Annotated in this window: 13 protein-coding genes (1 of these 13 cut by a window edge); 5 read left to right on the plus strand and 8 right to left on the minus strand. The window is 43.8% G+C overall.

The genetic code is table 11. The annotated features are described in order from the left end of the window. The 4 genes from AC2CZC_RS04910 to AC2CZC_RS04925 form a co-directional block, all read right to left on the minus strand. Positions 1-14,519: the 5' portion of an SdrD B-like domain-containing protein gene (locus AC2CZC_RS04910; RefSeq protein ID WP_484584024.1), read on the minus strand. Its footprint begins 9,532 nt before the window's first position; only the first 14,519 of its 24,051 coding nucleotides appear in the window; it begins with the start codon at positions 14,517-14,519; its stop codon lies off the left edge, out of view. A 186-nt stretch (positions 14,520-14,705) separates the two neighbouring features. Next, positions 14,706-16,787, minus strand: a complete 2,082-nt coding sequence (locus AC2CZC_RS04915) for an ATP-binding protein (protein WP_484584025.1) — start codon at positions 16,785-16,787, stop codon at positions 14,706-14,708. 177 nt (positions 16,788-16,964) lie between these two features. Further along, the gene (locus AC2CZC_RS04920) at positions 16,965-17,564 is read right to left on the minus strand and encodes a response regulator transcription factor (protein WP_484584026.1); all 600 of its coding nucleotides are present in this window, start codon (positions 17,562-17,564) and stop codon (positions 16,965-16,967) included. A gap of 9 nt (positions 17,565-17,573) precedes the next feature. Then, positions 17,574-18,683, minus strand: a complete 1,110-nt coding sequence (locus AC2CZC_RS04925) for a sensor histidine kinase (protein ID WP_484584027.1) — start codon at positions 18,681-18,683, stop codon at positions 17,574-17,576. Between the two features lie 122 nt (positions 18,684-18,805). On the opposite strand from AC2CZC_RS04925, the gene AC2CZC_RS04930 reads away from it, so the two are divergent. The 3 genes from AC2CZC_RS04930 (at position 18,806) to AC2CZC_RS04940 (ending at position 21,775) form a co-directional block, all read left to right on the plus strand. Next, the gene (locus AC2CZC_RS04930; RefSeq protein WP_484584028.1) at positions 18,806-19,666 is read left to right on the plus strand and encodes a DMT family transporter; all 861 of its coding nucleotides are present in this window, start codon (positions 18,806-18,808) and stop codon (positions 19,664-19,666) included. Continuing rightward, complete coding sequence (locus AC2CZC_RS04935; RefSeq protein ID WP_484584848.1) at positions 19,666-20,373, plus strand: glycerophosphodiester phosphodiesterase; 708 nt, start codon at positions 19,666-19,668, stop codon at positions 20,371-20,373. Before AC2CZC_RS04930 ends, AC2CZC_RS04935 begins: the two co-directional genes overlap by 1 nt. Positions 20,374-20,569: 196 nt before the next feature. Next, positions 20,570-21,775: a methyl-accepting chemotaxis protein gene (locus AC2CZC_RS04940; RefSeq protein WP_484584029.1), complete on the plus strand. Its 1,206-nt coding sequence runs from the start codon at positions 20,570-20,572 to the stop codon at positions 21,773-21,775. A gap of 44 nt (positions 21,776-21,819) precedes the next feature. Here the strand turns inward: AC2CZC_RS04940 and epmA are convergent, their stop codons facing one another. Continuing rightward, entirely contained in the window at positions 21,820-22,794 is a 975-nt protein-coding gene (gene epmA / locus AC2CZC_RS04945) for an elongation factor P--(R)-beta-lysine ligase (protein WP_484584030.1), read from the minus strand. Between the two features lie 86 nt (positions 22,795-22,880). Continuing rightward, positions 22,881-23,447: an elongation factor P gene (efp, locus tag AC2CZC_RS04950; RefSeq protein WP_063363379.1), complete on the minus strand. Its 567-nt coding sequence runs from the start codon at positions 23,445-23,447 to the stop codon at positions 22,881-22,883. Between the two features lie 41 nt (positions 23,448-23,488). Here efp and epmB point away from each other — a divergent pair, with 41 nt between their 5' ends. Next, complete coding sequence (gene epmB / locus AC2CZC_RS04955) at positions 23,489-24,502, plus strand: EF-P beta-lysylation protein EpmB (protein ID WP_484584031.1); 1,014 nt, start codon at positions 23,489-23,491, stop codon at positions 24,500-24,502. Between the two features lie 20 nt (positions 24,503-24,522). On the opposite strand, the gene AC2CZC_RS04960 is transcribed toward epmB, so the two are convergent. Then, positions 24,523-24,732 carry a hypothetical protein gene (locus AC2CZC_RS04960; protein WP_046356942.1) on the minus strand — a complete coding sequence of 70 codons (210 nt, stop codon included), beginning with the start codon at positions 24,730-24,732 and terminating at the stop codon, positions 24,523-24,525. 72 nt (positions 24,733-24,804) lie between these two features. On the opposite strand from AC2CZC_RS04960, the gene AC2CZC_RS04965 reads away from it, so the two are divergent. After that, positions 24,805-25,098: a prephenate dehydrogenase gene (locus AC2CZC_RS04965; RefSeq protein ID WP_484584032.1), complete on the plus strand. Its 294-nt coding sequence runs from the start codon at positions 24,805-24,807 to the stop codon at positions 25,096-25,098. 22 nt (positions 25,099-25,120) lie between these two features. On the opposite strand, the gene AC2CZC_RS04970 is transcribed toward AC2CZC_RS04965, so the two are convergent. Beyond that, the gene (locus tag AC2CZC_RS04970; protein ID WP_484584033.1) at positions 25,121-25,615 is read right to left on the minus strand and encodes a DUF3016 domain-containing protein; all 495 of its coding nucleotides are present in this window, start codon (positions 25,613-25,615) and stop codon (positions 25,121-25,123) included. Positions 25,616-25,696: the final 81 nt, after the last annotated feature.

A 25,696-nucleotide genomic window follows, 5' to 3' on the forward strand; every position in this document is an offset into this window, starting at 1 on the left:
CCCGTTAGCGTGATCTGAATGCCTGCAAGTACAAAGTCATTGCCGTTATTTGTGCCATCTTGGTTGATGTCCACAAACACACGACCTAAGATAGATTTATCACCAGTATTTAATTGCTCTGTGAAGATAAGATCTGGAGCTGCACCGTCAGCTAATACCAGTTTGATCTCACTTTTTGAGCCAAATTGATCTGGGTTTGCACCTTGGTAATCTTGCCCTTCAAGGTAATCCGTTGTGCCTTGCGTGATGGTGTAACCCACCGGATCAGACTTGCGCAGACCAGCAAAGTTAAATGCACCGTTTGCATCCGTCGCAGTGCTTAAGCTCACCGCTTCACCGTAAAGATCCTGACCCGTTAGCGTGATCTGAATGCCAGCAAGCACAAAGTCATTGCCGTTACTTGTACCATCTTGGTTGATGTCCACAAACACACGACCTAAGATAGATTTATCACCTGCTTTTGGCTTTTCCGTAAAGGTGATTTCTGGCGTCGAATCTGTGCCGACTACCACTTTTGCGATATTGCTGATCATGCCAGCGCCTGAGCCAATGTAACGATTACCCGTTTGATATGTACCAGTTGCTGTCTGCGTGATGGTGTAACCATCAGTATTCGATTCGATCAGACCAGTGAAACTGAATTCACCACTAGCATCCGTTTTCACACTCTGATTGACTGCTTGACCAAACTTATCCGTGCCCGTGATAGTCACCGTGATGTCTTTTAATCGAACGTCGTTTTGATCAACCGCGCCATCTTGGTTGATATCCAAGAACACGATACCAGCAACTGACTTATCACCGGCTTTTGGTTTTTCTGTAAATTTGATTTCAGGTGTTGTATCTGCGCCGACCACGACTTTTGCGACATTGCTCACCACGCCAGCACCTGAACCAATGTAACGGTTACCCGTTTGGTAAGTGCCACTGACTGTCTGCGTAATCGTGTAACCATCCGCATTCGATTCAATCAAGCCTGTGAAACTGAACGCACCACTCACATCAGTCGTCGTTGTGGTATTCACTGCTTGACCAAACTTATCCGTGCCCGTGATAGTCACCGTGATGTCTTTTAATCGAACGTCGTTTTGATCAACGGTGCCATCTTGGTTGATATCCAAGAACACGGTACCAGCAACTGACTTATCACCGGCTTTTGGTTTTTCTGTAAATTTGATTTCTGGTGTAGCGTCTGTGCCGACAACCACTTTTGCGATATTGCTCACCACGCCAGCACCTGAACCGATATAACGGTTACCTGTTTGGTAAGTGCCACTGACTGTCTGCGTAATCGTGTAACCATCCGCATTTGATTCAATCAGACCTGTGAAGCTAAACGCACCACTCACATCAGTCGTCGTTGTGGTATTCACTGCTTGACCAAACTTATCCGTGCCCGTGATAGTGACTGTGATGTCTTTTAGTCGCACATCATTTTGATCAACGGCGCCATCTTGGTTTACATCCAAGAACACTTTACCCGCAACCGACTTATCACCTGCTTTTGGTTTTTCTGTAAATTTGATTTCAGGTGTTGCATCTGTGCCGACCACGACTTTTGCAAGATTGCTGACTTCGCCAGCACCCGAGCCGATATAACGGTTACCTGTTTGATACGTTGCGCTCGGTGTTTGCGTGATGGTGTAGCCATCCGCATTGGATTCAATCAGACCAGTGAAGCTAAACGCACCATTAGTATCGGTCGTCGTTGTGGCATTCACTGCTTGACCAAACTTGTCCGTGCCCGTGATAGTGACTGTGATGTCTTTTAATCGCACATCATTTTGATCAACGGTGCCATCTTGGTTTACATCCAAGAACACCTTACCTGAAACCGACTTATCACCGGCTTTTGGTTTTTCTGTAAATTTGATCTCTGGCGTTGCATCTGTGCCGACAATGACTTTTGCGATATTGCTCACCACGCCAACGCCTGAGCCGATATAACGGTTACCTGTTTGGTAAGTGCCACTGACTGTTTGCGTAATGGTGTAACCATCCGCATTTGATTCAATCAAGCCCGTGAAACTGAATTCACCATTAGCATTCGTCACGACACTTTGATTTACCGCTTGACCAAACTTATCTGTGCCCGTGATAGTCACTGTGATGTCTTTTAATCGAACGTCGTTTTGATCAACCGCACCATCTTGGTTGATATCCAAGAACACGGTACCAGCTACCGACTTATCACCGGCTTTTGGTTTTTCTGTAAATTTAAGCTCTGGTGTTGTATCTGCGCCGACCACGACTTTTGCGACATTACTGATCACACCAGCATCAGAGCCGATGTAACGGTTACCCGTTTGGTAAGTGCCACTGACTGTCTGTGTAATCGTGTAGCCATCCGCATTTGATTCAATCAGGTTTGTGAAGCTAAACGCACCATTAGCATCGGTCGTCGTTGTGGTATTGACTGCTTGACCAAACTTATCCGTGCCCGTGATAGTCACCGTGATGTCTTTTAATCGAACGTCGTTTTGATCAACCGCGCCATCTTGGTTGATATCCAAGAACACGATACCAGCAACTGACTTATCACCGGCTTTTGGTTTTTCTGTAAATTTGATTTCAGGTGTTGTATCTGCGCCGACCACGACTTTTGCGACATTGCTCACCACGCCAGCACCTGAACCAATGTAACGGTTACCCGTTTGGTAAGTGCCACTGACTGTCTGCGTAATCGTGTAACCATCCGCATTCGATTCAATCAAGCCTGTGAAGCTAAACGCACCACTCACATCAGTCGTCGTTGTGGTATTCACTGCTTGACCAAACTTATCCGTGCCCGTGATAGTCACCGTGATGTCTTTTAATCGAACGTCGTTTTGATCAACGGTGCCATCTTGGTTGATATCCAAGAACACGGTACCAGCAACTGACTTATCACCGGCTTTTGGTTTTTCTGTAAATTTGATTTCTGGTGTAGCGTCTGTGCCGACAACCACTTTTGCGATATTGCTCACCACGCCAGCACCTGAACCGATATAACGGTTACCTGTTTGGTAAGTGCCACTGACTGTCTGCGTAATCGTGTAACCATCCGCATTTGATTCAATCAGACCTGTGAAGCTAAACGCACCACTCACATCAGTCGTCGTTGTGGTATTCACTGCTTGACCAAACTTATCCGTGCCCGTGATAGTGACTGTGATGTCTTTTAGTCGCACATCATTTTGATCAACGGCGCCATCTTGGTTTACATCCAAGAACACTTTACCCGCAACCGACTTATCACCTGCTTTTGGTTTTTCTGTAAATTTGATTTCAGGTGTTGCATCTGTGCCGACCACGACTTTTGCAAGATTGCTGACTTCGCCAGCACCCGAGCCGATATAACGGTTACCTGTTTGATACGTTGCGCTCGGTGTTTGCGTGATGGTGTAGCCATCCGCATTGGATTCAATCAGACCAGTGAAGCTAAACGCACCATTAGTATCGGTCGTCGTTGTGGCATTCACTGCTTGACCAAACTTGTCCGTGCCCGTGATAGTGACTGTGATGTCTTTTAATCGCACATCATTTTGATCAACGGTGCCATCTTGGTTTACATCCAAGAACACCTTACCTGAAACCGACTTATCACCGGCTTTTGGTTTTTCTGTAAATTTGATCTCTGGCGTTGCATCTGTGCCGACAATGACTTTTGCGATATTGCTCACCACGCCAACGCCTGAGCCGATATAACGGTTACCTGTTTGATACGTTGCGCTCGGTGTTTGCGTGATGGTGTAGCCATCCGCATTGGATTCAATCAGACCAGTGAAGCTAAACGCACCATTAGTATCGGTCGTCGTTGTGGTATTCACTGCTTGACCAAACTTGTCCGTGCCCGTGATAGTGACTGTGATGTCTTTTAATCGCACATCATTTTGATCAACGGTGCCATCTTGGTTTACATCCAAGAACACCTTACCTGAAACCGACTTATCACCGGCTTTCGGTTTTTCTGTAAATTTAAGCTCTGGTGTTACATCTGTGCCGACTACCACTTTTGCGATATTGCTCACCACGCCAGCACCCGAGCCGATATAACGGTTACCTGTTTGGTAAGTGCCACTGACTGTCTGCGTAATCGTGTAACCATCCGCATTCGATTCAATCAAGCCCGTGAAACTGAATTCACCGCTCGTATTCGTCACTACACTTTGATTTACCGTTTGGCCATATTTATCAGTACCCGTGATCGTGACCGTAATATCTTTCAAAAGCTGATCATTGGCATCAACAACACCATCTTGGTTGATATCCAAGAACACCTTACCTGAAACCGACTTATCACCGGCTTTTGGTTTTTCTGTAAATTTGATCTCTGGCGTTGCATCTGTGCCGACAATGACTTTTGCGATATTGCTCACCACGCCAACGCCTGAGCCGATATAACGGTTACCCGTTTGATAAGTGCCACTCACTGTCTGCGTGATGGTATAGCCATCGGCATTCGATTCGATCAGACCAGTAAAGCTAAACGCACCATTAGTATCGGTCGTCGTTGTGGTATTCACTGCTTGACCAAACTTGTCCGTGCCCGTGATAGTCACCGTGATGTCTTTTAATCGAACGTCGTTTTGATCAACCGCGCCGTCTTGGTTTACATCCAAAAATACGGTACCAGCTACCGACTTATCACCCGCTTTTGGTTTTTCTGTAAATTTAAGCTCTGGTGTTGCATCTGTGCCGACAACGACTTTAGCAACATTGCTCACCACGCCAGCATCAGAGCCGACATAACGGTTACCTGTTTGATACGTTGCGCTCGGTGTTTGCGTGATGGTGTAGCCATCCGCATTGGATTCAATCAGACCAGTGAAGCTAAACGCACCATTAGTATCGGTCGTCGTTGTGGTATTCACTGCTTGACCAAACTTGTCCGTGCCCGTGATAGTGACTGTGATGTCTTTTAATCGCACATCATTTTGATCAACGGTGCCATCTTGGTTTACATCCAAGAACACCTTACCTGAAACCGACTTATCACCGGCTTTCGGTTTTTCTGTAAATTTAAGCTCTGGTGTTACATCTGTGCCGACTACCACTTTTGCGATATTGCTCACCACGCCAGCACCCGAGCCGATATAACGGTTACCTGTTTGGTAAGTGCCACTGACTGTCTGCGTAATCGTGTAACCATCCGCATTCGATTCAATCAAGCCCGTGAAACTGAATTCACCGCTCGCATTCGTCACTACACTTTGATTTACCGTTTGGCCATATTTATCAGTACCCGTGATCGTGACCGTAATATCTTTCAAAAGCTGATCATTGGCATCAACAACACCATCTTGGTTGATATCCAAGAACACCTTACCTGAAACCGACTTATCACCGGCTTTTGGTTTTTCTGTAAATTTGATCTCTGGCGTTGCATCTGTGCCGACAATGACTTTTGCGATATTGCTCACCACGCCAACGCCTGAGCCGATATAACGGTTACCCGTTTGATAAGTGCCACTCACTGTCTGCGTGATGGTATAGCCATCGGCATTCGATTCGATCAGACCAGTAAAGCTAAACGCACCATTAGTATCGGTCGTCGTTGTGGTATTCACTGCTTGACCAAACTTGTCCGTGCCCGTGATAGTCACCGTGATGTCTTTTAATCGAACGTCGTTTTGATCAACCGCGCCGTCTTGGTTTACATCCAAAAATACGGTACCAGCTACCGACTTATCACCCGCTTTTGGTTTTTCTGTAAATTTAAGCTCTGGTGTTGCATCTGTGCCGACAACGACTTTAGCAACATTGCTCACCACGCCAGCACCTGAACCGATATAACGGTTACCCGTTTGGTAAGTGCCACTGACTGTCTGCGTAATCGTGTAACCATCCGCATTTGATTCAATCAGACCTGTGAAGCTAAACGCACCACTCACATCAGTCGTCGTTGTGGTATTCACTGCTTGACCAAACTTATCCGTGCCCGTGATAGTGACTGTGATGTCTTTTAGTCGCACATCATTTTGATCAACGGCGCCATCTTGGTTTACATCCAAGAACACTTTACCCGCAACCGACTTATCACCTGCTTTTGGTTTTTCTGTAAATTTAAGCTCTGGTGTTGCATCTGTGCCGACTACCACTTTTGCGATATTGCTCACCACGCCAGCACCCGAGCCGATATAACGGTTACCTGTTTGATACGTTGCGCTCGGTGTTTGCGTGATGGTGTAGCCATCCGCATTGGATTCAATCAGACCAGTGAAGCTAAACGCACCATTAGTATCGGTCGTCGTTGTGGTATTCACTGCTTGACCAAACTTGTCCGTGCCCGTGATAGTGACTGTGATGTCTTTTAATCGCACATCATTTTGATCAACGGTGCCATCTTGGTTTACATCCAAGAACACCTTACCTGAAACCGACTTATCACCGGCTTTCGGTTTTTCTGTAAATTTAAGCTCTGGTGTTGCGTCTGTGCCGACTACCACTTTAGCAACATTGCTCACCACACCAGCATCAGAGCCGACATAACGGTTACCTGTTTGATACGTTGCGCTCGGTGTTTGCGTGATGGTGTAGCCATCCGCATTGGATTCAATCAGACCAGTGAAGCTAAACGCACCATTAGTATCGGTCGTCGTTGTGGTATTGACTGCTTGACCAAACTTGTCCGTGCCCGTGATAGTGACTGTGATGTCTTTTAATCGCACATCATTTTGATCAACGGTGCCATCTTGGTTTACATCCAAGAACACCTTACCTGAAACCGACTTATCACCGGCTTTCGGTTTTTCTGTAAATTTAAGCTCTGGTGTTGCATCTGTGCCGACTACCACTTTTGCGATATTGCTCACCACGCCAGCACCCGAGCCGATATAACGGTTACCTGTTTGGTAAGTGCCACTGACTGTCTGCGTAATCGTGTAACCATCCGCATTCGATTCAATCAAGCCCGTGAAACTGAATTCACCGCTCGCATTCGTCACTACACTTTGATTTACCGTTTGGCCATATTTATCAGTACCCGTGATCGTGACCGTAATATCTTTCAAAAGCTGATCATTGGCATCAACAACACCATCTTGGTTGATATCCAAGAACACCTTACCTGAAACCGACTTATCACCGGCTTTTGGCTTTTCTGTAAATTTGATCTCTGGCGTTGCATCTGTGCCGACAATGACTTTTGCGATATTGCTCACCACGCCAACGCCTGAGCCGATATAACGGTTACCCGTTTGATAAGTGCCACTCACTGTCTGCGTGATGGTATAGCCATCGGCATTCGATTCGATCAGACCAGTAAAGCTAAACGCACCACTGGCATCAGTTTTCACACTCTGATTGACTGCTTGACCAAACTTATCCGTGCCTGTGATGGTGACCGTAATGTCTTTTAATCGAACGTCGTTTTGATCAACCGTGCCATCTTGGTTCACATCCATGAACACGGTACCTAATACTGACTTATCACCGGCTTTTGGTTTTTCTGTAAATTTAATTTCTGGCGTTGTATCTGTGCCGACAATGACTTTTGCGACATTACTGACTTCACCAGCACCTGAACCGATGTAGCGATTACCCGTTTGATACGTGCCACTTACTGTTTGCGTAATGGTGTAACCATCTGCGTTTGATTCAATCAGACCTGTGAAGCTAAACGCACCATTTGAATCAGTAGTCGTTGTGGTGTCCACTGCCTGACCAAACTTATCCGTGCCTGTGATGGTGACCGTGATGTCTTTTAATCGAAGATCGTTTTGATCAACAGCGCCATCTTGGTTGATATCCAAGAACACCTTACCTGATACCGACTTATCACCCGCTTTTGGTTTTTCTGTGAAGGTGATTTCTGGTGTTGCATCTGTGCCGACAACGACTTTAGCAACATTGCTCACTACACCAGCACCTGAGCCAATGTAACGATTACCCGTTTGATACATGCCACTGACTGTTTGCGTAATGGTGTAACCATCGGCATTCGATTCGATCAAGCCTGTGAAGCTAAACGCACCATTAGCGTCAGTTTTCACACTCTCGTTGACTGCTTGACCATATTTATCTGTGCCCGTGATAGTGACCGTGATGTCTTTTAATCGAACGTCGTTTTGATCAACCGCGCCATCTTGGTTGATATCCAAGAACACGGTACCAGCAACTGACTTATCACCGGCTTTTGGTTTTTCTGTAAATTTGATTTCTGGTGTAGCGTCTGTGCCGACAACCACTTTTGCGATATTGCTCACCACGCCAACGCCTGAGCCGATATAACGGTTACCTGTTTGGTATGTGCCACTGACTGTTTGTGTAATGGTGTAACCATCCGCATTTGATTCAATCAAGCCCGTGAAACTGAATTCACCATTAGCATTCGTCACGACACTTTGATTTACCGCTTGACCAAACTTATCTGTGCCCGTGATAGTCACTGTGATGTCTTTTAATCGAACGTCGTTTTGATCAACCGCACCATCTTGGTTGATATCCAAGAACACGGTACCAGCTACCGACTTATCACCGGCTTTTGGTTTTTCTGTAAATTTGATTTCAGGTGTTGTATCTGCGCCGACCACGACTTTTGCGACATTACTGATCACACCAGCATCAGAGCCGATGTAACGGTTACCCGTTTGGTAAGTGCCACTGACTGTCTGCGTAATCGTGTAACCATCCGCATTCGATTCAATCAAGCCTGTGAAACTGAACGCACCACTCACATCAGTCGTCGTTGTGGTATTCACTGCTTGACCAAACTTATCCGTGCCCGTGATAGTCACCGTGATGTCTTTTAATCGAACGTCGTTTTGATCAACGGTGCCATCTTGGTTGATATCCAAGAACACGGTACCAGCAACTGACTTATCACCGGCTTTTGGTTTTTCTGTAAATTTAAGCTCTGGTGTTGCGTCTGTGCCGACAACCACTTTTGCGATATTGCTCACCACGCCAACGCCTGAGCCGATATAACGGTTACCTGTTTGATACGTTGCGCTCGGTGTTTGCGTGATGGTGTAGCCATCCGCATTGGATTCAATCAGACCAGTGAAGCTAAACGCACCATTAGTATCGGTCGTCGTTGTGGTATTCACTGCTTGACCAAACTTGTCCGTGCCCGTGATAGTGACTGTGATGTCTTTTAATCGCACATCATTTTGATCAACGGTGCCATCTTGGTTTACATCCAAGAACACCTTACCTGAAACCGACTTATCACCGGCTTTCGGTTTTTCTGTAAATTTAAGCTCTGGTGTTGCGTCTGTGCCGACTACCACTTTAGCAACATTGCTCACCACACCAGCATCAGAGCCGACATAACGGTTACCTGTTTGATACGTTGCGCTCGGTGTTTGCGTGATGGTGTAGCCATCCGCATTGGATTCAATCAGACCAGTGAAGCTAAACGCACCATTAGTATCGGTCGTCGTTGTGGTATTCACTGCTTGACCAAACTTGTCCGTGCCCGTGATAGTGACTGTGATGTCTTTTAATCGCACATCATTTTGATCAACGGTGCCATCTTGGTTTACATCCAAGAACACCTTACCTGAAACCGACTTATCACCGGCTTTCGGTTTTTCTGTAAATTTAAGCTCTGGTGTTGCATCTGTGCCGACTACCACTTTTGCGATATTGCTCACCACGCCAGCGCCTGAACCAATGTAACGATTACCCGTTTGATACATGCCATTGACTGTTTGCGTAATGGTGTAACCATCGGCATTCGATTCGATCAAGCCTGTGAAACTGAACGCACCGCTCGCATTCGTCACGACACTTTGATTTACCGTTTGGCCATATTTATCAGTACCCGTGATCGTGACCGTAATATCTTTCAAAAGCTGATCATTGGCATCAACAACACCATCTTGGTTGATATCCAAGAACACATTACCTGAAACTGATTTATCACCTATCAGAAGTTCTGCAAATGAGTGTCCTTGTGATGCCGACCCAGATGTAAGTACGATATTGGTAATTTCATCGGTGCTTTGGCTATTGGCCAGTACACTCCCAGATCTCGCCTCTTTACCATCTCGGTAACTATTCAAGGCCGATTGAGCCGGCTGGGTCAATTTATAAGTGCCAGGTACTAGGTCATAAAATACAAATTGACCATTAGCATCTGTCGAAGCGCGTTGTTGAGTTATCGCTTGTCCACCAGCAGTTACACCATCCAGTAGCACCTCAATACCAGACAAACCAGAATCGATACCACTGTCAAAAAGACCATTATTTACTTTATCTACAAATACATAGCCAGATATTAAGCCTTGGATCACTTCCGTCGAAGAAGTGGCTTTATTGTTTAACTTATTTGTATCAAAGCCTTGTGTTTCTACCCAAGCTTCATTCACCACAAGGTTATTGCTCGGTAGCGCGTTAAGCATAACCGGGATACTGATCTGAACTGTTTCATTCATTTCAATAAGCGGAATATTACAACGAATAAAATCAGTCAATACCCCTGTACTAGGCGAATTTGCTCGAGAATTAGTACAGCTACCTGATGATGTCACCGCATTGCCTGCGATACTCAGATAGCTTGGGAGATAATCGTAAAGTACGTTGTCAGCGCTGTCACCCGGGCCAGCATTGCTGAGCGTAAATTGATAATTAAACTGGCTACCCAATGCCACTTTATTCAAAGAAGCTGTTTTGGTCAGCGCTAAGTCTACCGCGATGCGAATAGATGTTTTTTCACTCTCATCGTTGTTTGCCGTAATAAGATCTTTTTCATTTGAAAAAATAGACGCACTGGTCGTTGCAACTTCGCCAGTCGTTGATGGGCGCGACAAAATCTTAAAGAACATATAACGGGTATAAATTGCTGACTGACCGCCAGTATTCTCAAGCAATTCATTTTCTGCCAAAGAAGAACTGCTATTTTCGGGCCCTAAACAGTTAAAGGTGGTTTGAGTATTAAAAGTCAGATTTTGATTATCACAACGCGCAGTCACTGCACTACAGGTTGCGTTAGAGCTGCTATCACATAAAAATTGCAGTTGTTTAGAGCTATTGGCTGGTGAAATAGTGAAGTTGTACCCAACACCACTTGCCACAGAAGTCTCACCGTTATTATCCGTCAGATATTCTAAATCGACTTTATAAACCACCACATTATCGAGCGTCGCTGGAAATGAGCCCGGTGTCGGATACCAAGCTAGCGGGTCACTAATGTCATTGTTTTCAATTTTCAGGTTAGCTTCACGAATTTGTACAGTTAAAGCCTTATTGAAGCTATTATTTGTGGTGTCACTATCCAATGACATATTTGAGGCGGATATTTGGCTTGTACTGTCTAATACCCAATCTTGACGATCAGAGGCACTTTTAGGGCGTATTTGGACGGTAACACTTTGTACTTCATTGCTTTCTAGCGACCCAATACTACAACGCAAAGTCTTCGTCGCTTCTGTGTATGCACAGATATTACTTTGTCCTGCCCGAGAAAAGCTATTGCTTACATATTGATACTCTTTGCCCGTTGGCACGTTAAAAGTATGCTCTAGCACCACATTAGTTGCTGCAACTGCACCAATATTGGCGATATGGATCGTCTGCAAGGCAATATCACCGCTTAACACCGTTGGCTTCGCATACACAACATTCGTCACTGCCAAATCAAATAATGACTGTGCTGTTGTCGTCGCACTAGCCGAGTTATTTGCTGTATTCGGATCGATATGTGTATTGGATGACACTTCTGCGGAGTTAACAACTTGGCCATTGGTCGTGACAAAAGGCCTGGCAACCGTCAATGGAATCGTCACACTGTCATTAAGGGCAAATGTTTGACCAGCCTCCAAACGGCATGTGATGGTCGTTTGTGTGTTTTCGTATTCGCCAGTATCAGCTCTAACACACGAAAAACGTGCACCAAGCGAACTATTTACAGATGTTGGGAAGGTGATCCCTGTCTCTTTATTGCCTTCGCGTGATTTAAAAGTCGCATTAAAAGTATCAACAATAGTGAGTGAACCCGCGTCTACTCCAACAATATTAGAACCAGACAAGTTTCTAGCCGTGATCTGATAACTTATCTCATTTTGAGAGGTCGTAATACTGCTCGTATTCGCCACTTTTTGAATACTTAAATCTGCACTCAATGCACTTTTAATTATCGCGGATGCGGATGCTTCCCCTGGCGCACCACCGGCGTCGGTGACCGTCGCAGTGTTTTGTAAATCACCCACTGAAGTTGCTCGAGTAGTGATAGTCAAAGTCGACGCTGTCCCGGTCAAAGCAATACGACTTGTATCTGCATTTTGATACAGACAAGTCACCTTACCACCACTACCATCTGCCAACTGCTCTGAGGCACTACAAGACCAGTTTGTGCCATAGCTGCTATTGGCAATAAATGTTTCTCCACTTGGTAGTGCATCTACCACTGTCACCTTACCAAGTGTTGCTCCATTACCTGTATTTGAAACCACAATGCGATTAATGATCTCACCAGCTTGCTCAACTAAACTGGTGCTAGCAGTCGTTGATGCTGATTTTGCTTTTGTAATACCAAGCTGCACAGGATTACGCGGATGCAGTCCCCAGCCTTCAAAATTCGCAGTGTAGTCGACACCACCCACTGTCATAATCGCTGTGTTTTTAGGTCTGTATTGGCTCTCTGTGCCTGTATATATCGGCGAACGCGCTTTTATCAATATCTCAACAGTTTCATTCGCACCAATTTCAGAGCCAGTACAAGTGACCTTTAAATTAGAGATAACACACCAGTCCGCAACCGTTTGCCAAGTTCCATTGCTATATTTGCGTGTTGCTGTAGAAAGAGGGATGTAACCCGAGGTATTGGCAAAGTCATCTTCAACTTTAATCCCGCTTGCAGCTCCACCGCCTGAGTTGACTATCTTGATAGAGTAATAAAACTCTTTATTCATATAGTTAATATTGGAGCCCCAGTTCAAATCAGAAGACTTAGTGATACTAAGATCCGGCGCTCTATCCAAAATAGAAAAACCGGCGCTATTACTGGTGGACTCGCGTCCACCATGGGCAACAGTTGCCCAATTAACAGCACTTTGATTCACTGTTCTTGCTTTTGTTTTAATCGTAACTTGCCATATTTGCGATTTAGCGAAGCTATTTGAGATAGGTGTACAATCAAGTCTTTGTGCATCACCTGAGTTCAAAGCACAAGTAAAATGACTTGAACTATAACTCACGTAGCTGAGCGAATCTGGTAATGTATCAATCAGAGACTCAATGGTCGTCGCCTCTGATGTGTTGGTCACTGTAATTTGGAAATCTATCTCATCGTCAACGTAATAAGTAGTGCCATTTAGCAGCGTTTTATTCACTGAAACAAATGAAGTCTGTGCAACACTTGTTTTAACACTCGCACTGGCTTTATCGTTTGCCGTATTTAAATCTAACAAATCAGCGCTTACTTGCGCTGCGGTTGAAAAGGTAGCCTCAGATGCGGGGGCATTGGCATAAATTCTGACTACAGCGCTGTCATTTTTCACCATAGCACTTGTAGATTGGCAATTAACCACAAGCGAAGTGACATTACATGACCAACCGGAAGGTGCTTGGGCTGTGATATTACTCATACCACTTGCCAAAGTCGTGCTCAAGTAAGCCGTTGTTACCGAGCTTGGGCCTAAGTGGGTAACAGTCACATCGTAGTAGTGACGTTCATTGACTTGTAAATTTAAAGGCCCATACCAAGAAGGTGTACCATCCGCTTTGTATTGCTTTATCGCAACACCTAAATCAGCATTTGGGTTAATGGGCGTATTCACTGATGCTTGATCATTTGAGGCATCTATTTCTGCAGTATCACTACTAATGCTGATGCTGGCTGTGACAGTGCCACTGCTGACCTGACTAACACGAGCTTGAATATTTAAAGTGGATGATGCTCCTGAGGCAAATGCTGCGATTGTACACGTGAGTGTTTGACTGCCCGAGCAGCGCCAGCCGTCAAAATCTACAGTGCTGGCATTCTCCCACGATGTAAAGCTTGGTAAGTTGAGCTTTACGACCGCATTAGCAGCAGCATCAGGTCCATTATTTTTCACACCGATTTGATAAGTAAAGACCGTGTCTAAGTTAACTGACACAGGGTTTGCTAACAGCGAAGTAATTGCTAAATCAACACCCGCTACAATCGAAGTATTTTGGGTTTCAGTGTTGTTGAGTAACTTATTACTTGATTCATTGTCTGCGCTAATGCGCACACTCGGCTCTATAGTATCGCCTGTCTGAGCGGATGTTTTAATGGTTACTTGCAGTGAATCACTCACTCGCCCAGATAGTTGGCCAATTGGACACGTTAATTTACTTTTAGTTATACCGCCATCTTGATAGTTAGATTGAGTACAGGACTTAGAGCTAGATACGAAGCTCGTTGTTGGCGGCAAAAAGAATTCGACAGATACATTATTCGCAGTATCTTCTTCAGAGTTAGTAAACTCAAGGTTATAACGTACTTCTCCACCTCTAGGTACTGTCGTATCTAGATCTTCGAACGTAGAGATTTGTAGATCAACTGCAAATGCGAAGCTCGCAAAAAACAGAAAAAACCATGAGAAAAACGAAAATAAAAACTTCTTCAATTTCAATAACCCGAACAATATGCCAACACTCAGTCCGCTTTCACTGTGTCACTAATGAAAACGGATGAGAATTTTATTGAAAATGGTTACTGTAATCCAGTGTAATTTCCCTTTTATAACAACATTTGTAAACAAGAAAAGGACCCCTAAAGGGTAAAACTACAACTTTAAGATTTGATGAATAATTTATTGCAATACCTTGGAGTGGTATTCAGATAATTTATGTGCACTTCGCTTAGCCAAACTATGCAATGATTGCCAATCCACACCTATCAAGTCAAACATGGATAGACGTACATCTTGAAGCGCAACATGTAACATCATCATACCAAGTGCACTGGCTTCTTCCTCCAATTGAATTAGCTTTTCTTCTAGGGCTTCATATGCCTGAATATCAGCCAACCCGCGAAGTTGAGCAAACTCATAATCTAAGCGGTCGTTTAAGTACATCAACTTTGCATTGAGCACTTGTGGACTCATAGTCTCAGTCAGCCCTTCAATCACAGAATAATCTAGTATATTTTGTTCATCCAAAAAGTGCTTAGCAGGCATGAGAAGTTGACTAAGTAATCGCTCTAAGCGGGCTTGCTGAATGGGTTTTGCCATGAAATACTCAATCCCCGCTTCTCTATAAGCTCGCTGAGACTGCTCGTCTACATCGCCTGTTATGGCAACAACGACTGGCGCTTGTTGAAACTGAAATTGTTTAAAAACACCTTGGTACCAATCAAGCCCATGACCATCGCTTAAATGCATATCGAGAAACACAACATCAAATTGCCTATTCCTCAAAGCCGACTCTGCAGCAGACAAGGTCCCGGCAATTTCGTAGCTTAGCCCCAGTGAGCTCAAAAAATGCTTTAATATTTCTTGGTTTAATTGATTATCCTCAACGATCAGAATATCACCGTATAGTTGAGCTTCAACATGCTCCTCAGACAAACTCCCTTGTCCAGAATTCTGCTCGGCATTTGATAGGCTCAGCTCAATATCAAAATAAAAGGCACTACCTTGTCCCACAGTGCTGGAAACATGCAATTGGGTATCCAAAGCTTCCAAGATCTGCTGACATAACATCAAGCCGACTCCTGCACTCTGTGCGATAGAACGAGCGGAGTCAAAAGAAGAAAAAGGCTGGAATAACTGCTCAACCTGTCCTTGTGTCATCCCCTCACCTGTGTCTGTCACTTCAAAGCGTATGACACTGCCTTTGTCGCTTGTACTTTGCTGTTTTATAGACAGCGTAATGTCACCGCTTTCTGTGTACTTAATTGCATTAGACAATAAGTTCTTCACCACCAGCCCAATGCTATCTTGATCAACTAAAAACAGTTTGTCGCTCGAAAAGCCAGTTAAGTGAGTACACAGAGAGATCTCTCTGTCTTGAACTAAGGGCTGAAATTGCACAATCAACAGTTCAGCAAATTGTGCGAGGTTTAATGGCACTTGCTTGGACGACTTTCCTCTGGCGTTAAGCAATACTTGATTGGCCAGATCGGCCAGTGACATTGCCGTAGAAATGATCACATCGCAATACTGACTATATTTTAATGGCTCTCTAGGTGCTTGTTTGATCAGTTCAGCATGCCCCACTATCGCGTTCAAAGGCGTTCTTAATTCATGGCTCAGCAAAGTTAAGAAACGCTCTTTTTTTTGCGAGTCTTGCTTAGCTTTTAAAGTAAGTTCTGCCAACAGCTGCTCTTTACGGCAACTACACAGCAAGCAAAGTGAAAAACACAAGATAAGTGGCATTACGATAACAGACAACGAAAAAAATTGATTCACCCAATTATTCGTGCCCATGGTATCTGTGTGCTCGAAGTTACCAAGCATGCTAAGCCGAAGTGTAAATACACTGAGCAGACAGATACAGGCTGTCGCAAAAGTCCAATGCGCCGGTGAAAAAGAGGCCGTACTTTTATTTTGGCCTAAAAATAATGCGCGCAAGCAAAGCACCATAGCGAGCAACCACACCAAATAATTGACGACCACTCTGACTAAAAAGCTCGGTTCAAAAAAAGTAAAGTACACAAAACTAGGAAAGAAAACGCAGGCGAGTATACCCCAAGGAAGTAGGTAAGAAACGACATTAAAGAACCGTTCCACACCTCGAGTCAGCATAAATAACCCAAGCAATATTAAAGTGTTGGGTACCATTATGGACCATGTCGGCGACAGCGATAATGACGCTTGGAACATACAAGCAATCGCGGCACAGGATACAAAACCAAACCAAAGTCGCGTACCTGGCGTCTTTTTATGGATCAACCAGTTCACCATCATAAACACGGCACATACGCAGGTTGTTAACGCCAAAATTTGTAATAGTAGTTTCGGATCGCCCATGAATTAAAAGTTACAATATTTTAATTTATTACTAGTATTATATTACTAATAAAAACCACTAATAAAGAGGGGGAGACCATTTATAGGTGCAAAATTTATTTAAAGCCAACCCTTTTGTCTTGCAATTCTGGCTGCGTCAATGCGGTTTGTCGCGTTTAGTTTAGCAATTGCGTCTGATAGATAGTTTCTGACTGTCCCCTCACTCAAGTAGAGTGATTCAGCAATTTGCTTGGTTTTAAGGCCTTCGCCAGCAAGTCTTAACGCTTTTCTTTCTTTATCAGAAAGTGGATCGTTATCATCAAGCGCATTCATCGCCAGCTCCGGATCGATAACTTTTTGCCCTAAAGATACCTTTTTTAGCGCATTAACCAGATAATCACTGGGTGCTTCTTTGAGAATAAAACCTTTTACATCAGACGCCATTGCACGTCGAATATAGCCGCTACGAGAAAATGTGGTCATGATCACCACTTTTACTTTTGGGTGCTTTTCCTGTACTTCTTGAGCGAGTTCTAGTCCAGTCATATTCGGCATTTCAATATCTGTCAGCACAATGTCTGGGGAATTGCTAGCAAGAAACTCAATCGCTTGCAGCCCGTCCTCAACCTGAGCAACAACTTCAAGTCCAACCTCCAGGCTCAGTAACGCTGATATCGCATTTCTTACCAGCGCCTGGTCCTCAACCACCAAAATATTCATCTCTACTCCTTATTGGGGAAGCTTTGCCACCAGCTTGTAACCACCTGATGTGGTTACACTTAAATTACCGCCAAGTTCTTCGATCCTAGATTTAATACCATGCAATCCATTTCCCCAGATCACTTCGCCTTTTTGACCATCATCCTCAAAAGACAGTTGGTGAAAATTATTTTGCTCATGAAGGGAAATCTTCATCTGTCTAGCGTCACTGTGTTTAATTACATTGGTCACAGCTTCTTTAGCGACAAAGCAAAAACAGCTCTCTTTCTCAGCGGAGAGTGGACCACAGTCAATCGTCTTTTGAACCTCAACGCCTTTATCTCGTAAACGAGATGCCATTACATCCAGTTGTGCTGTTAACCCTAGTTGCTGCATACCGGATACCGCTTCTCGTACTTCTGATAAAGCAATCCGAGCCAACTCTGCCACCTCTTGTGCTTCGGTTTCCGCTTTATCCAACAAGCCTGCTGCAATAAATTTACCCGCTAACTCTGATTTTAACGAAATAGAACTGAGCGAATGTCCGAGTAGATCATGTATGTCCCTCGCAATCCGTTCACGCTCAGCAATCTTTGCTAATTGCTGGATCTGTTCTTTGCTTTGCCGTGTCTCGTTGCTGTGGATCCTATCTTTATATTCTACGTACCCAAAACTGAATAACCCTAAGGAAACCACCAATGCTGGTCCAAGGAAATACGCCCAGTTATCAACCGAGATAAACAACACAGTCACCACAGTAATGGAGAGCACAAGCAACGCAAGCATAAGCCAACGAGCAAAACCCAGAAAACAAAATCCGATAAAATATGCAATATAGCCAAATAACGTACTCGTTCCTGGTGTGAACTGTGTTGCCAATATGCAGGTCAATACCATGATGATAATGAAGGGAAGTACTTTACTCGATGGAGATTTTAGTGCTTTGCAGTAAATAAGTGCAAATACAACATAAGCGATTACCTCATATGCGATTTCAGCACGGGTATGTATATTCCAGCTTCGATACAGTGGGAAAAAATAAAATACTGAAAAAAATAAATGACCATAGTCGCCCAAAAAATGCCTACTTGGTCTCGCGATATGCATTGAATGTGTAAAATGTCCGACGCCGAGATTCATGCCTGTTACTTTTCTAAGGTATATAGAATGTTATTTTTAATTTAACATGCTCGTGCTGAATCACTCAGTGACAGTTGTCACTTAATTCAAATAAATTTAGCAAACAATAAAAGATAAAAACTATGCAGCAACATCAATCGGCACTTATAAACTTACACCTCGCTGTTTTTCTGTTTGGCGGCACAGCCCTTTTCTCTAAGCTCATCGCGCTCCCTGCGCTTGATATAACCGTTTATCGCACAGCCATCGCATTTATTGCGTTAACGATCATTCTCAAAATGCAAAACAAGCACCTTAAGCTTAATCAGAATAAAGACTATTTTATTGTTATCGGGTTAGGCGTCATTATTGGTATTCACTGGGTGACCTATTTTGCCGCGATGCAAATGGCGGGCATTGCTACAGGCATCATTGCCTTTTTTACCTACCCCGTGATCACTGTTTTACTAGAGCCGCTGTTTAGCAAAACACGTCTGAAGCTTACCGACTTGTTGATTGCTACCATGGTGATTTTCGGAATTTATCTAATGATGCCTAATACGGATTTAGGCGACCAAGTGACCTTCGGTATTTTAACCGGCGTGCTGTCTGGTGCATTTTTTGCCATGCGTAACCTGTTACAAAAAAAATACTTTTCACAATATGGTGGCCCACATACTATGCTGTATCAAACTTTAACCGCCGCGGTTGTTTTGTCCATGTTTGTTGACACTCCACCTACGGGCTTACCATTACAAGACATCTACTATCTGCTCCTAGCTGGCGTAGTATTCACAGCGATTCCTCACTCATTATTTGCCAGCAGCTTGCGCTACTTGAGTGCAACCACAACTGGACTAATTTCATGCTTGCAGCCCTTGTATGGCATTGTATTGGCTTATATGCTGTTATCTGAGACAACCAGTATGACAACACTTATTGGCGGTATATTAGTAGTCAGTGCCGCTTTTTATGAAACTTGGTCAATAACAAGGAACAAATGATGATCCAAGTATTTGCACACCGCGGTGCTAGCGGCATGTATCCCGAAAACTCGCTAAGTGCAATTAGCGCAGCTTTAGAGGTGGGTGTACATGGAATAGAACTTGATGTACAAAGCTGTCATGATGATTATGCCATCATTCATGACACATGGTTAGATAGAACAACAAACGGTAAAGGCATGGTAAAAAATGCGTCCAGAGCAGAGTTAAACAAACTGGATGCTGGCAATGGTGAGGGGATCCCAACTTTACAAGATGTCTTTAACCTTATCGGGAAACAGGCAGATATTAACCTCGAGCTAAAACATACTTACAGCCTAGATAAATTCGTCAACTATATAGAAAAAAACGTGCAAGAAGGCATTATAGAGCGCTCACAGCTGATCCTGTCTTCTTTTGATCACCACCAACTTGCTTGGCTCAAGCAAAAACTCCCTTGGGTTAAGATTGGCGCTTTAACTGCATCTATCCCGTTGCACTATGCCGAATTTGCACAGCGCCTGCATGCATACAGCATTCATATCGATAAAAATTTTATTAATCATGAGTTTGTTCAAGATGCTAAGCAAAGAGGCCTGAAAATCTATACTTATACGGTAGATAAGCAGCAAGACATAGAGCAAGTGCTTGAGATGGGTGTGGATGGGATATTTAGTAATTACCCGTGCCATGCAAAAATGGTCATCAATAAATGGCAAAACAAGTAACTTTTCCAGCCATTATTGAATAAAGCACGCTATTTTACAAAAAATAGCGTTTAGTTGGGAAACCAACGCTTACAAGCTTAAATAATTCCACTAAATGGTATACTTTAATAAGACTGATCGTAAATTTCTGGCCCAAACTATAGGTTGAGTCAGTATTTACCCAATTGGCGAGTGATAGCCTATGACGAGTTTGTACATGCGGATATATAATTTAATTGAAGAGTCTTTGTTTTATACATTAACCCGAAAAATTTTCGGTAACCTTGGGTTTTTATTTGTATTTCAACTACTCACTTTAGGCTGGCTCTATTCATATCTGAGTGACTCTGGTAGCAAATTTGGTGGTTTTTGGCTACTCGCATTCGCATCTATCGCCGCTTTCATATTCACCTTCTTTTACATGCGCTTTTTGATCGTACGTCCAGTGCAAGCCATGCGAGACAGGTTAGAGCAAATAAACCGCCAAGATGGAAATTTATCAGCGCAGCTTCCTCAATTTACTTATGATGAGTTTAGAGATCTCAGTGCGCAGTACAATACCTTTACCGCCCACCTAGGCGATCTACTAGGGAATACCTATAAAAGCGCTGAAGCCGCCACGGCGAGCAATCAGCAAGTAACCTACTCTATGACCAACACGGTATCCGTGGGTGCACAGCAAATTAATCAAGGCGACACCATTATCGCAGCCAGCGATCAGGTAACACACAGTCTACAAAGTATTGTCAGTAATACCGACCAAGTTTATCAAGCCAACACAGAGAGCTTGCACTTTGTCAGAGGCTCATCTCAGTCTTTATTGACGCTGGTTAGTGAAGTTCAGCAAATCACGACCTTACTCGGGAACTTCTCAACCACGGTCGCTGGACTTAAAGAGAATAGCGATAATATCCGTAATATTCTCAAAATGGTTGAAGAGTTTTCTGATCAGACAAACTTACTTGCGTTGAATGCTGCAATTGAGGCAGCCCGTGCCGGTGAAGCCGGGCGCGGATTTGCGGTCGTCGCAGATGAGGTGAGAAACTTATCGGTTAAAGTGAATGATGCCACAAGGCAGATCAGCGACTTTATCAACCAAATGGACCACCTTGTCAGTGAAACACATCAGGAGTCAGAACAATTGATCTCCCATTCAAGCGGTGCAGAAAAAGCCATCAGTGAAACTTCTCAAGGCTTTTCAGATATGAGCGCTGATTTTGAGCGTAATCAATCGCAGCTGGAAGAAATTGTCAGTGCAGTGCATCAGTTGGAAGAAACACAAAACCACACTCACCAAGCTGTGCAGCAAATTGTCGAATTAGGCCAATCAGCAAAAGAGCAATTAGATACAGCACTCAGTGACTGTCAACATGCCCATCAGCTTACCGCTGCCACACAAAAAGAGTTGCAGCGATTTGTATAGTAAAAAGCTCAGTAAATGCTGAGCTTTTTTGTATCTACCGTACTTTAGGCACGTTCAATATCAAAGGCAATCACTTCCTTTATCTCGCGCTTGCCTGTGACCAGCATCACCAAGCGGTCAATGCCCAAAGCAACCCCTGCACAATTAGGCAAGCCTTGATCTAATGCGGCTAAAAAACGCATATCTTTATCTACAGTAGGCAAATTCATTTGCTGACGCTGCACGTTATCTTCATCAAAGCGCTTACTTTGCTCATCGGCATCTGTCAATTCATTGAAGCCGTTAGCCAGTTCCATTCCTTTGTAGTACAGCTCAAAACGCCCCGCTACTCGCTTATCTTGTTCATTTAATTTAGCCAGTGCAGCTTGTGATGCAGGAAAGTGGTACACAAAACAAGGCACATCTTGACCAATCTGAGGTTCAATTTCCATGCAAAATAGCAGCTGCAACAAAGGATCAATCGTCGTTTCTTGGTCAGCAATGTCTTTATAGCCATACTCTGCACAGACAGCTTTCAATGACTCCAATTCTATCGTTAAAGGATCGATGGACAAATACCGCTGGAATGCCGCTTGGTAACTTATTCTTTGGGCTTTATCACAAGACAAAATACGTTGCATAAGCGCATCTATTTCATCCATCAATAAATGCTCATCAAACCCCGGGCGGTACCACTCGAGCATGGTAAATTCTGGGTTATGATGACGGCCTGACTCTTCGTTTCGAAACGCTTTGCTAATTTGATAAATCGCACCGCTACCCGCTGCAAGTAAACGTTTCATCGCAAACTCGGGGGAGGTCTGTAAATACAGAGGCAAACCTTGAGCATAACTCGGCCCAACAAACTGCGTTGAGAATGTCGCCAAATGGACATCCGTCACTGACGCCTGACTTAAACTCGGCGTTTCCACTTCATAGACATCACGCTCAGTAAAAAATGCACGGATACTTGCCAGTACTGCTGCACGCTGTTTAAGGGTTTCAATTTGCGCACTTGGCGCCCACTTCACCTCATTCATGGGTTACCTCAGATAATATTGATAACGACAAAAAAAATCTCGACCGAAGCCGAGATTTTCTTACGTCAAAGTGATTAAGTAAATAATTACTTAACGCGGCTCACATATTCGCCAGTACGCGTATCAACTTTGATCACTTCACCAATTTGTACAAACAGTGGTACACGTACAACCGCACCGGTTGTTAGTGTCGCTGGCTTACCACCAGTACCCGCTGTGTCACCTTTTAGGCCAGGATCTGTATCTGTGATCTCTAGCTCAACAAAGTTTGGTGGTGTTACTGCAATCGGGTTACCGTTCCACAGTGTGATTGTACAAACGTCGTTTTCAACTAACCACTTAACATTGTCACCCAATGCTTTTTCGTCAGCTGCGATCTGCTCAAATGTGTCATTGTTCATGAAGTGCCAGAATTCGCCATCTGTATAAAGATAAGCTAGATCTGTTTCCATCACGTCTGCGCCTTCCACAGAATCGCCTGATTTAAACGTTTTTTCTAATACTTTTCCTGAGATCAACTTACGGATCTTAACGCGGTTGAAAGCTTGGCCTTTACCTGGTTTAACCATTTCGTTTTCTAGGATCGTACAAGGCTCGCCATCCATCATAATTTTTAGGCCGCCCTTGAACTCGTTGGTGCTATAATTCGCCATCGTATCCTCTAATCATCGTATTTCGAGTAATAAACCTGCTAATGATACAAATAAATGAAGTAAATTTGCATACTAACTGGCAAAAAGAATTGGCGAATGTCGTTACTTGCCCAGATACACTACTCAAAATGTTGGGCTTGGAGTCTCATTTCATTGCAAAAGACCTCGCTGCCAAGCGGCTTTTCCCTGTTCGTGTGCCAAGACCCTTTATTGCCAAAATGCGCTACGGTGATCCCAATGACCCGCTGTTATTACAAGTGATGCCACTGCATCAAGAGTTTATTGCCGCCTCTGGATTTAACAAAGATCCGCTCGAAGAACAAGATGCACCTGTGCCAGGCTTGCTACATAAATACCAATCTCGGGTGCTGTTAATGCTTAAAACAGGGTGCGCAGTAAACTGCCGATACTGCTTTAGACGTCACTTCCCCTATCAGGATAACCAAGTCAACAAACGTGCGCTTGCACCGATATTTAAGTACTTGGTCGAACACCCTGAAATTAATGAGGTGATTTTAAGCGGTGGCGATCCACTGATGGCCAAAGATGACATGATCAGTTGGCTATTAGATGAATTAGAAGCGTTGCCTCAGATAAAACGTATTAGGATCCACAGTCGTTTACCCGTGGTTATTCCTGCAAGAGTGACCGATGCACTGTGTAATCGATTGGCAAACAGCCGTCTCAAAGCCATTTTGGTTAATCACATCAATCATCCAAATGAAATAGATGATGATTTCAAGGCAGCGATGAGTAAGCTTAAACAGACCGGTGTTACGCTATTAAACCAAGCGGTATTGCTCAAAGGTATCAATGATTGTGTTCAAACACTCTCTGCGCTAAGCGAAGCGTTGTTTGACAGTGATATTCTGCCTTATTATCTTCATCTGCTTGATAAGGTTGAAGGTGCCAGTCATTTTGATATGAGCGAGTCTGAAGCGATTGAATTGGTTGCTCAGATGCTAAAAATATTACCGGGCTTTTTGGTCCCCAAGCTGGTGAGAGAAATCGGCGGCAAACAAAGTAAGACGCCGATTGATTTGCATTTAAATTAAAATGCGAACGTCAACGTATATTAAGCATATACGTTGATGTTGTTGCCCAAGGTTGCCGTCACTGACTTAGCTGGAGTTTGCGCTGCCGCAGAACTCCCTGCTGACTCAATTAACGCTAGGGCTGCTCGTCCATCTGCTTGCTGTTGCTTTTTCGCCAGAGAAGCACTGTATACTTCGCCACCTGGACCAGCGCCAGACATAGCAGGAAGGTTACTTCCGGAAATATTCATAGGTATTCACCTGACAAGTTTGATGGATCCGAGTAAAATATCGGCCGATTTACTTAAGACTTTAGGAAAAACATGCAAGCAATCATCGAAAAACTCAACGAAAATTTAAAAGTTGTTTATCGTCAAGCACTTGATGCAGATAAAAAATTAGATGAACTACAGCAGCAAGGGCATGGTAAATTCGCATCACTGTTCACGAAAGACGCAGGGTTTGGCTTTGAAGCAAAGCGCTTTAAGCCCTATGTACTTGATGTTGCAGCAGATGTAGATGCATTAAGTAAATCAGAACAATTAGATGAAGAACAACTGAAAAAAGCCGTATTTAAGTTACAGCAGTTGCTGCAACTATTAGCGACATTCAAATAAAAAGAGCGCCTTAGCGCTCTTTTTATTGATTCGCGGTGCCAAACAGCGGTGTCACCTCATCTTCAAACCAATCGCTTAATAACCGCTTGTCATAATAAAACTCAGAGTCTCTACCAAACTTTATTCTGTCCATAAAGCTCATATCTTTTAAAACTTTAGATTTTGCTTCCCCCATTACATTACCCGCTTTATCGGTCACGCTATAAGTAATTTTTAAACGTGGAAAATAAATAGGTTTAATGATACGAATATCATTCATGTTAAATCTAACATCACCTGCTAAATCAATGTCCTCAAAAGTCACCGCTAGCGTATAGCCTGCTGGCATGTCTGAGGCTAGCTTCTTCAAATGCGCATCAAATTGCTTTGCAATACGCTTGTGATATCCGCCGCGAGTCTCTTTTGCAGGAAACACATCTCTATACTCTTTAAAGTCTAGCCATGTTACTTTTGCCTCTCCAGCACTGGCCATCATCGGCATAAAAAGTGCCACAATTGCATATTTGAAAAGTTTCATTATTTGCTCCTCTGGTTAGCCTGTGTGTTCATATTCTGCTCACTACGCTGAACGAAAACTTAAGGGTTACATTCATTAACA

The sequence above is a fragment of the Pseudoalteromonas sp. MMG033 genome (genome assembly GCF_057197785.1).

Excerpts from the sequence above, each read along its gene's own strand:
- efp (WP_063363379.1), bottom strand. The coding sequence starts at position 23,447 with ATGGCGAATTATAGCACCAACGAGTTCAAGGGCGGCCTAAAAATTATG.
- epmA (WP_484584030.1), bottom strand. The coding sequence starts at position 22,794 with ATGAATGAGGTGAAGTGGGCGCCAAGTGCGCAAATTGAAACCCTTAAA.
- AC2CZC_RS04965 (WP_484584032.1), top strand. The coding sequence starts at position 24,805 with ATGCAAGCAATCATCGAAAAACTCAACGAAAATTTAAAAGTTGTTTAT.
- AC2CZC_RS04920 (WP_484584026.1), bottom strand. The coding sequence starts at position 17,564 with ATGAATATTTTGGTGGTTGAGGACCAGGCGCTGGTAAGAAATGCGATA.
- AC2CZC_RS04940 (WP_484584029.1), top strand. The coding sequence starts at position 20,570 with ATGCGGATATATAATTTAATTGAAGAGTCTTTGTTTTATACATTAACC.
- epmB (WP_484584031.1), top strand. The coding sequence starts at position 23,489 with ATGATACAAATAAATGAAGTAAATTTGCATACTAACTGGCAAAAAGAA.
- AC2CZC_RS04935 (WP_484584848.1), top strand. The coding sequence starts at position 19,666 with ATGATCCAAGTATTTGCACACCGCGGTGCTAGCGGCATGTATCCCGAA.
- AC2CZC_RS04960 (WP_046356942.1), bottom strand. The coding sequence starts at position 24,732 with ATGAATATTTCCGGAAGTAACCTTCCTGCTATGTCTGGCGCTGGTCCA.
- AC2CZC_RS04930 (WP_484584028.1), top strand. The coding sequence starts at position 18,806 with ATGCAGCAACATCAATCGGCACTTATAAACTTACACCTCGCTGTTTTT.
- AC2CZC_RS04925 (WP_484584027.1), bottom strand. The coding sequence starts at position 18,683 with ATGAATCTCGGCGTCGGACATTTTACACATTCAATGCATATCGCGAGA.
- AC2CZC_RS04970 (WP_484584033.1), bottom strand. The coding sequence starts at position 25,615 with ATGAAACTTTTCAAATATGCAATTGTGGCACTTTTTATGCCGATGATG.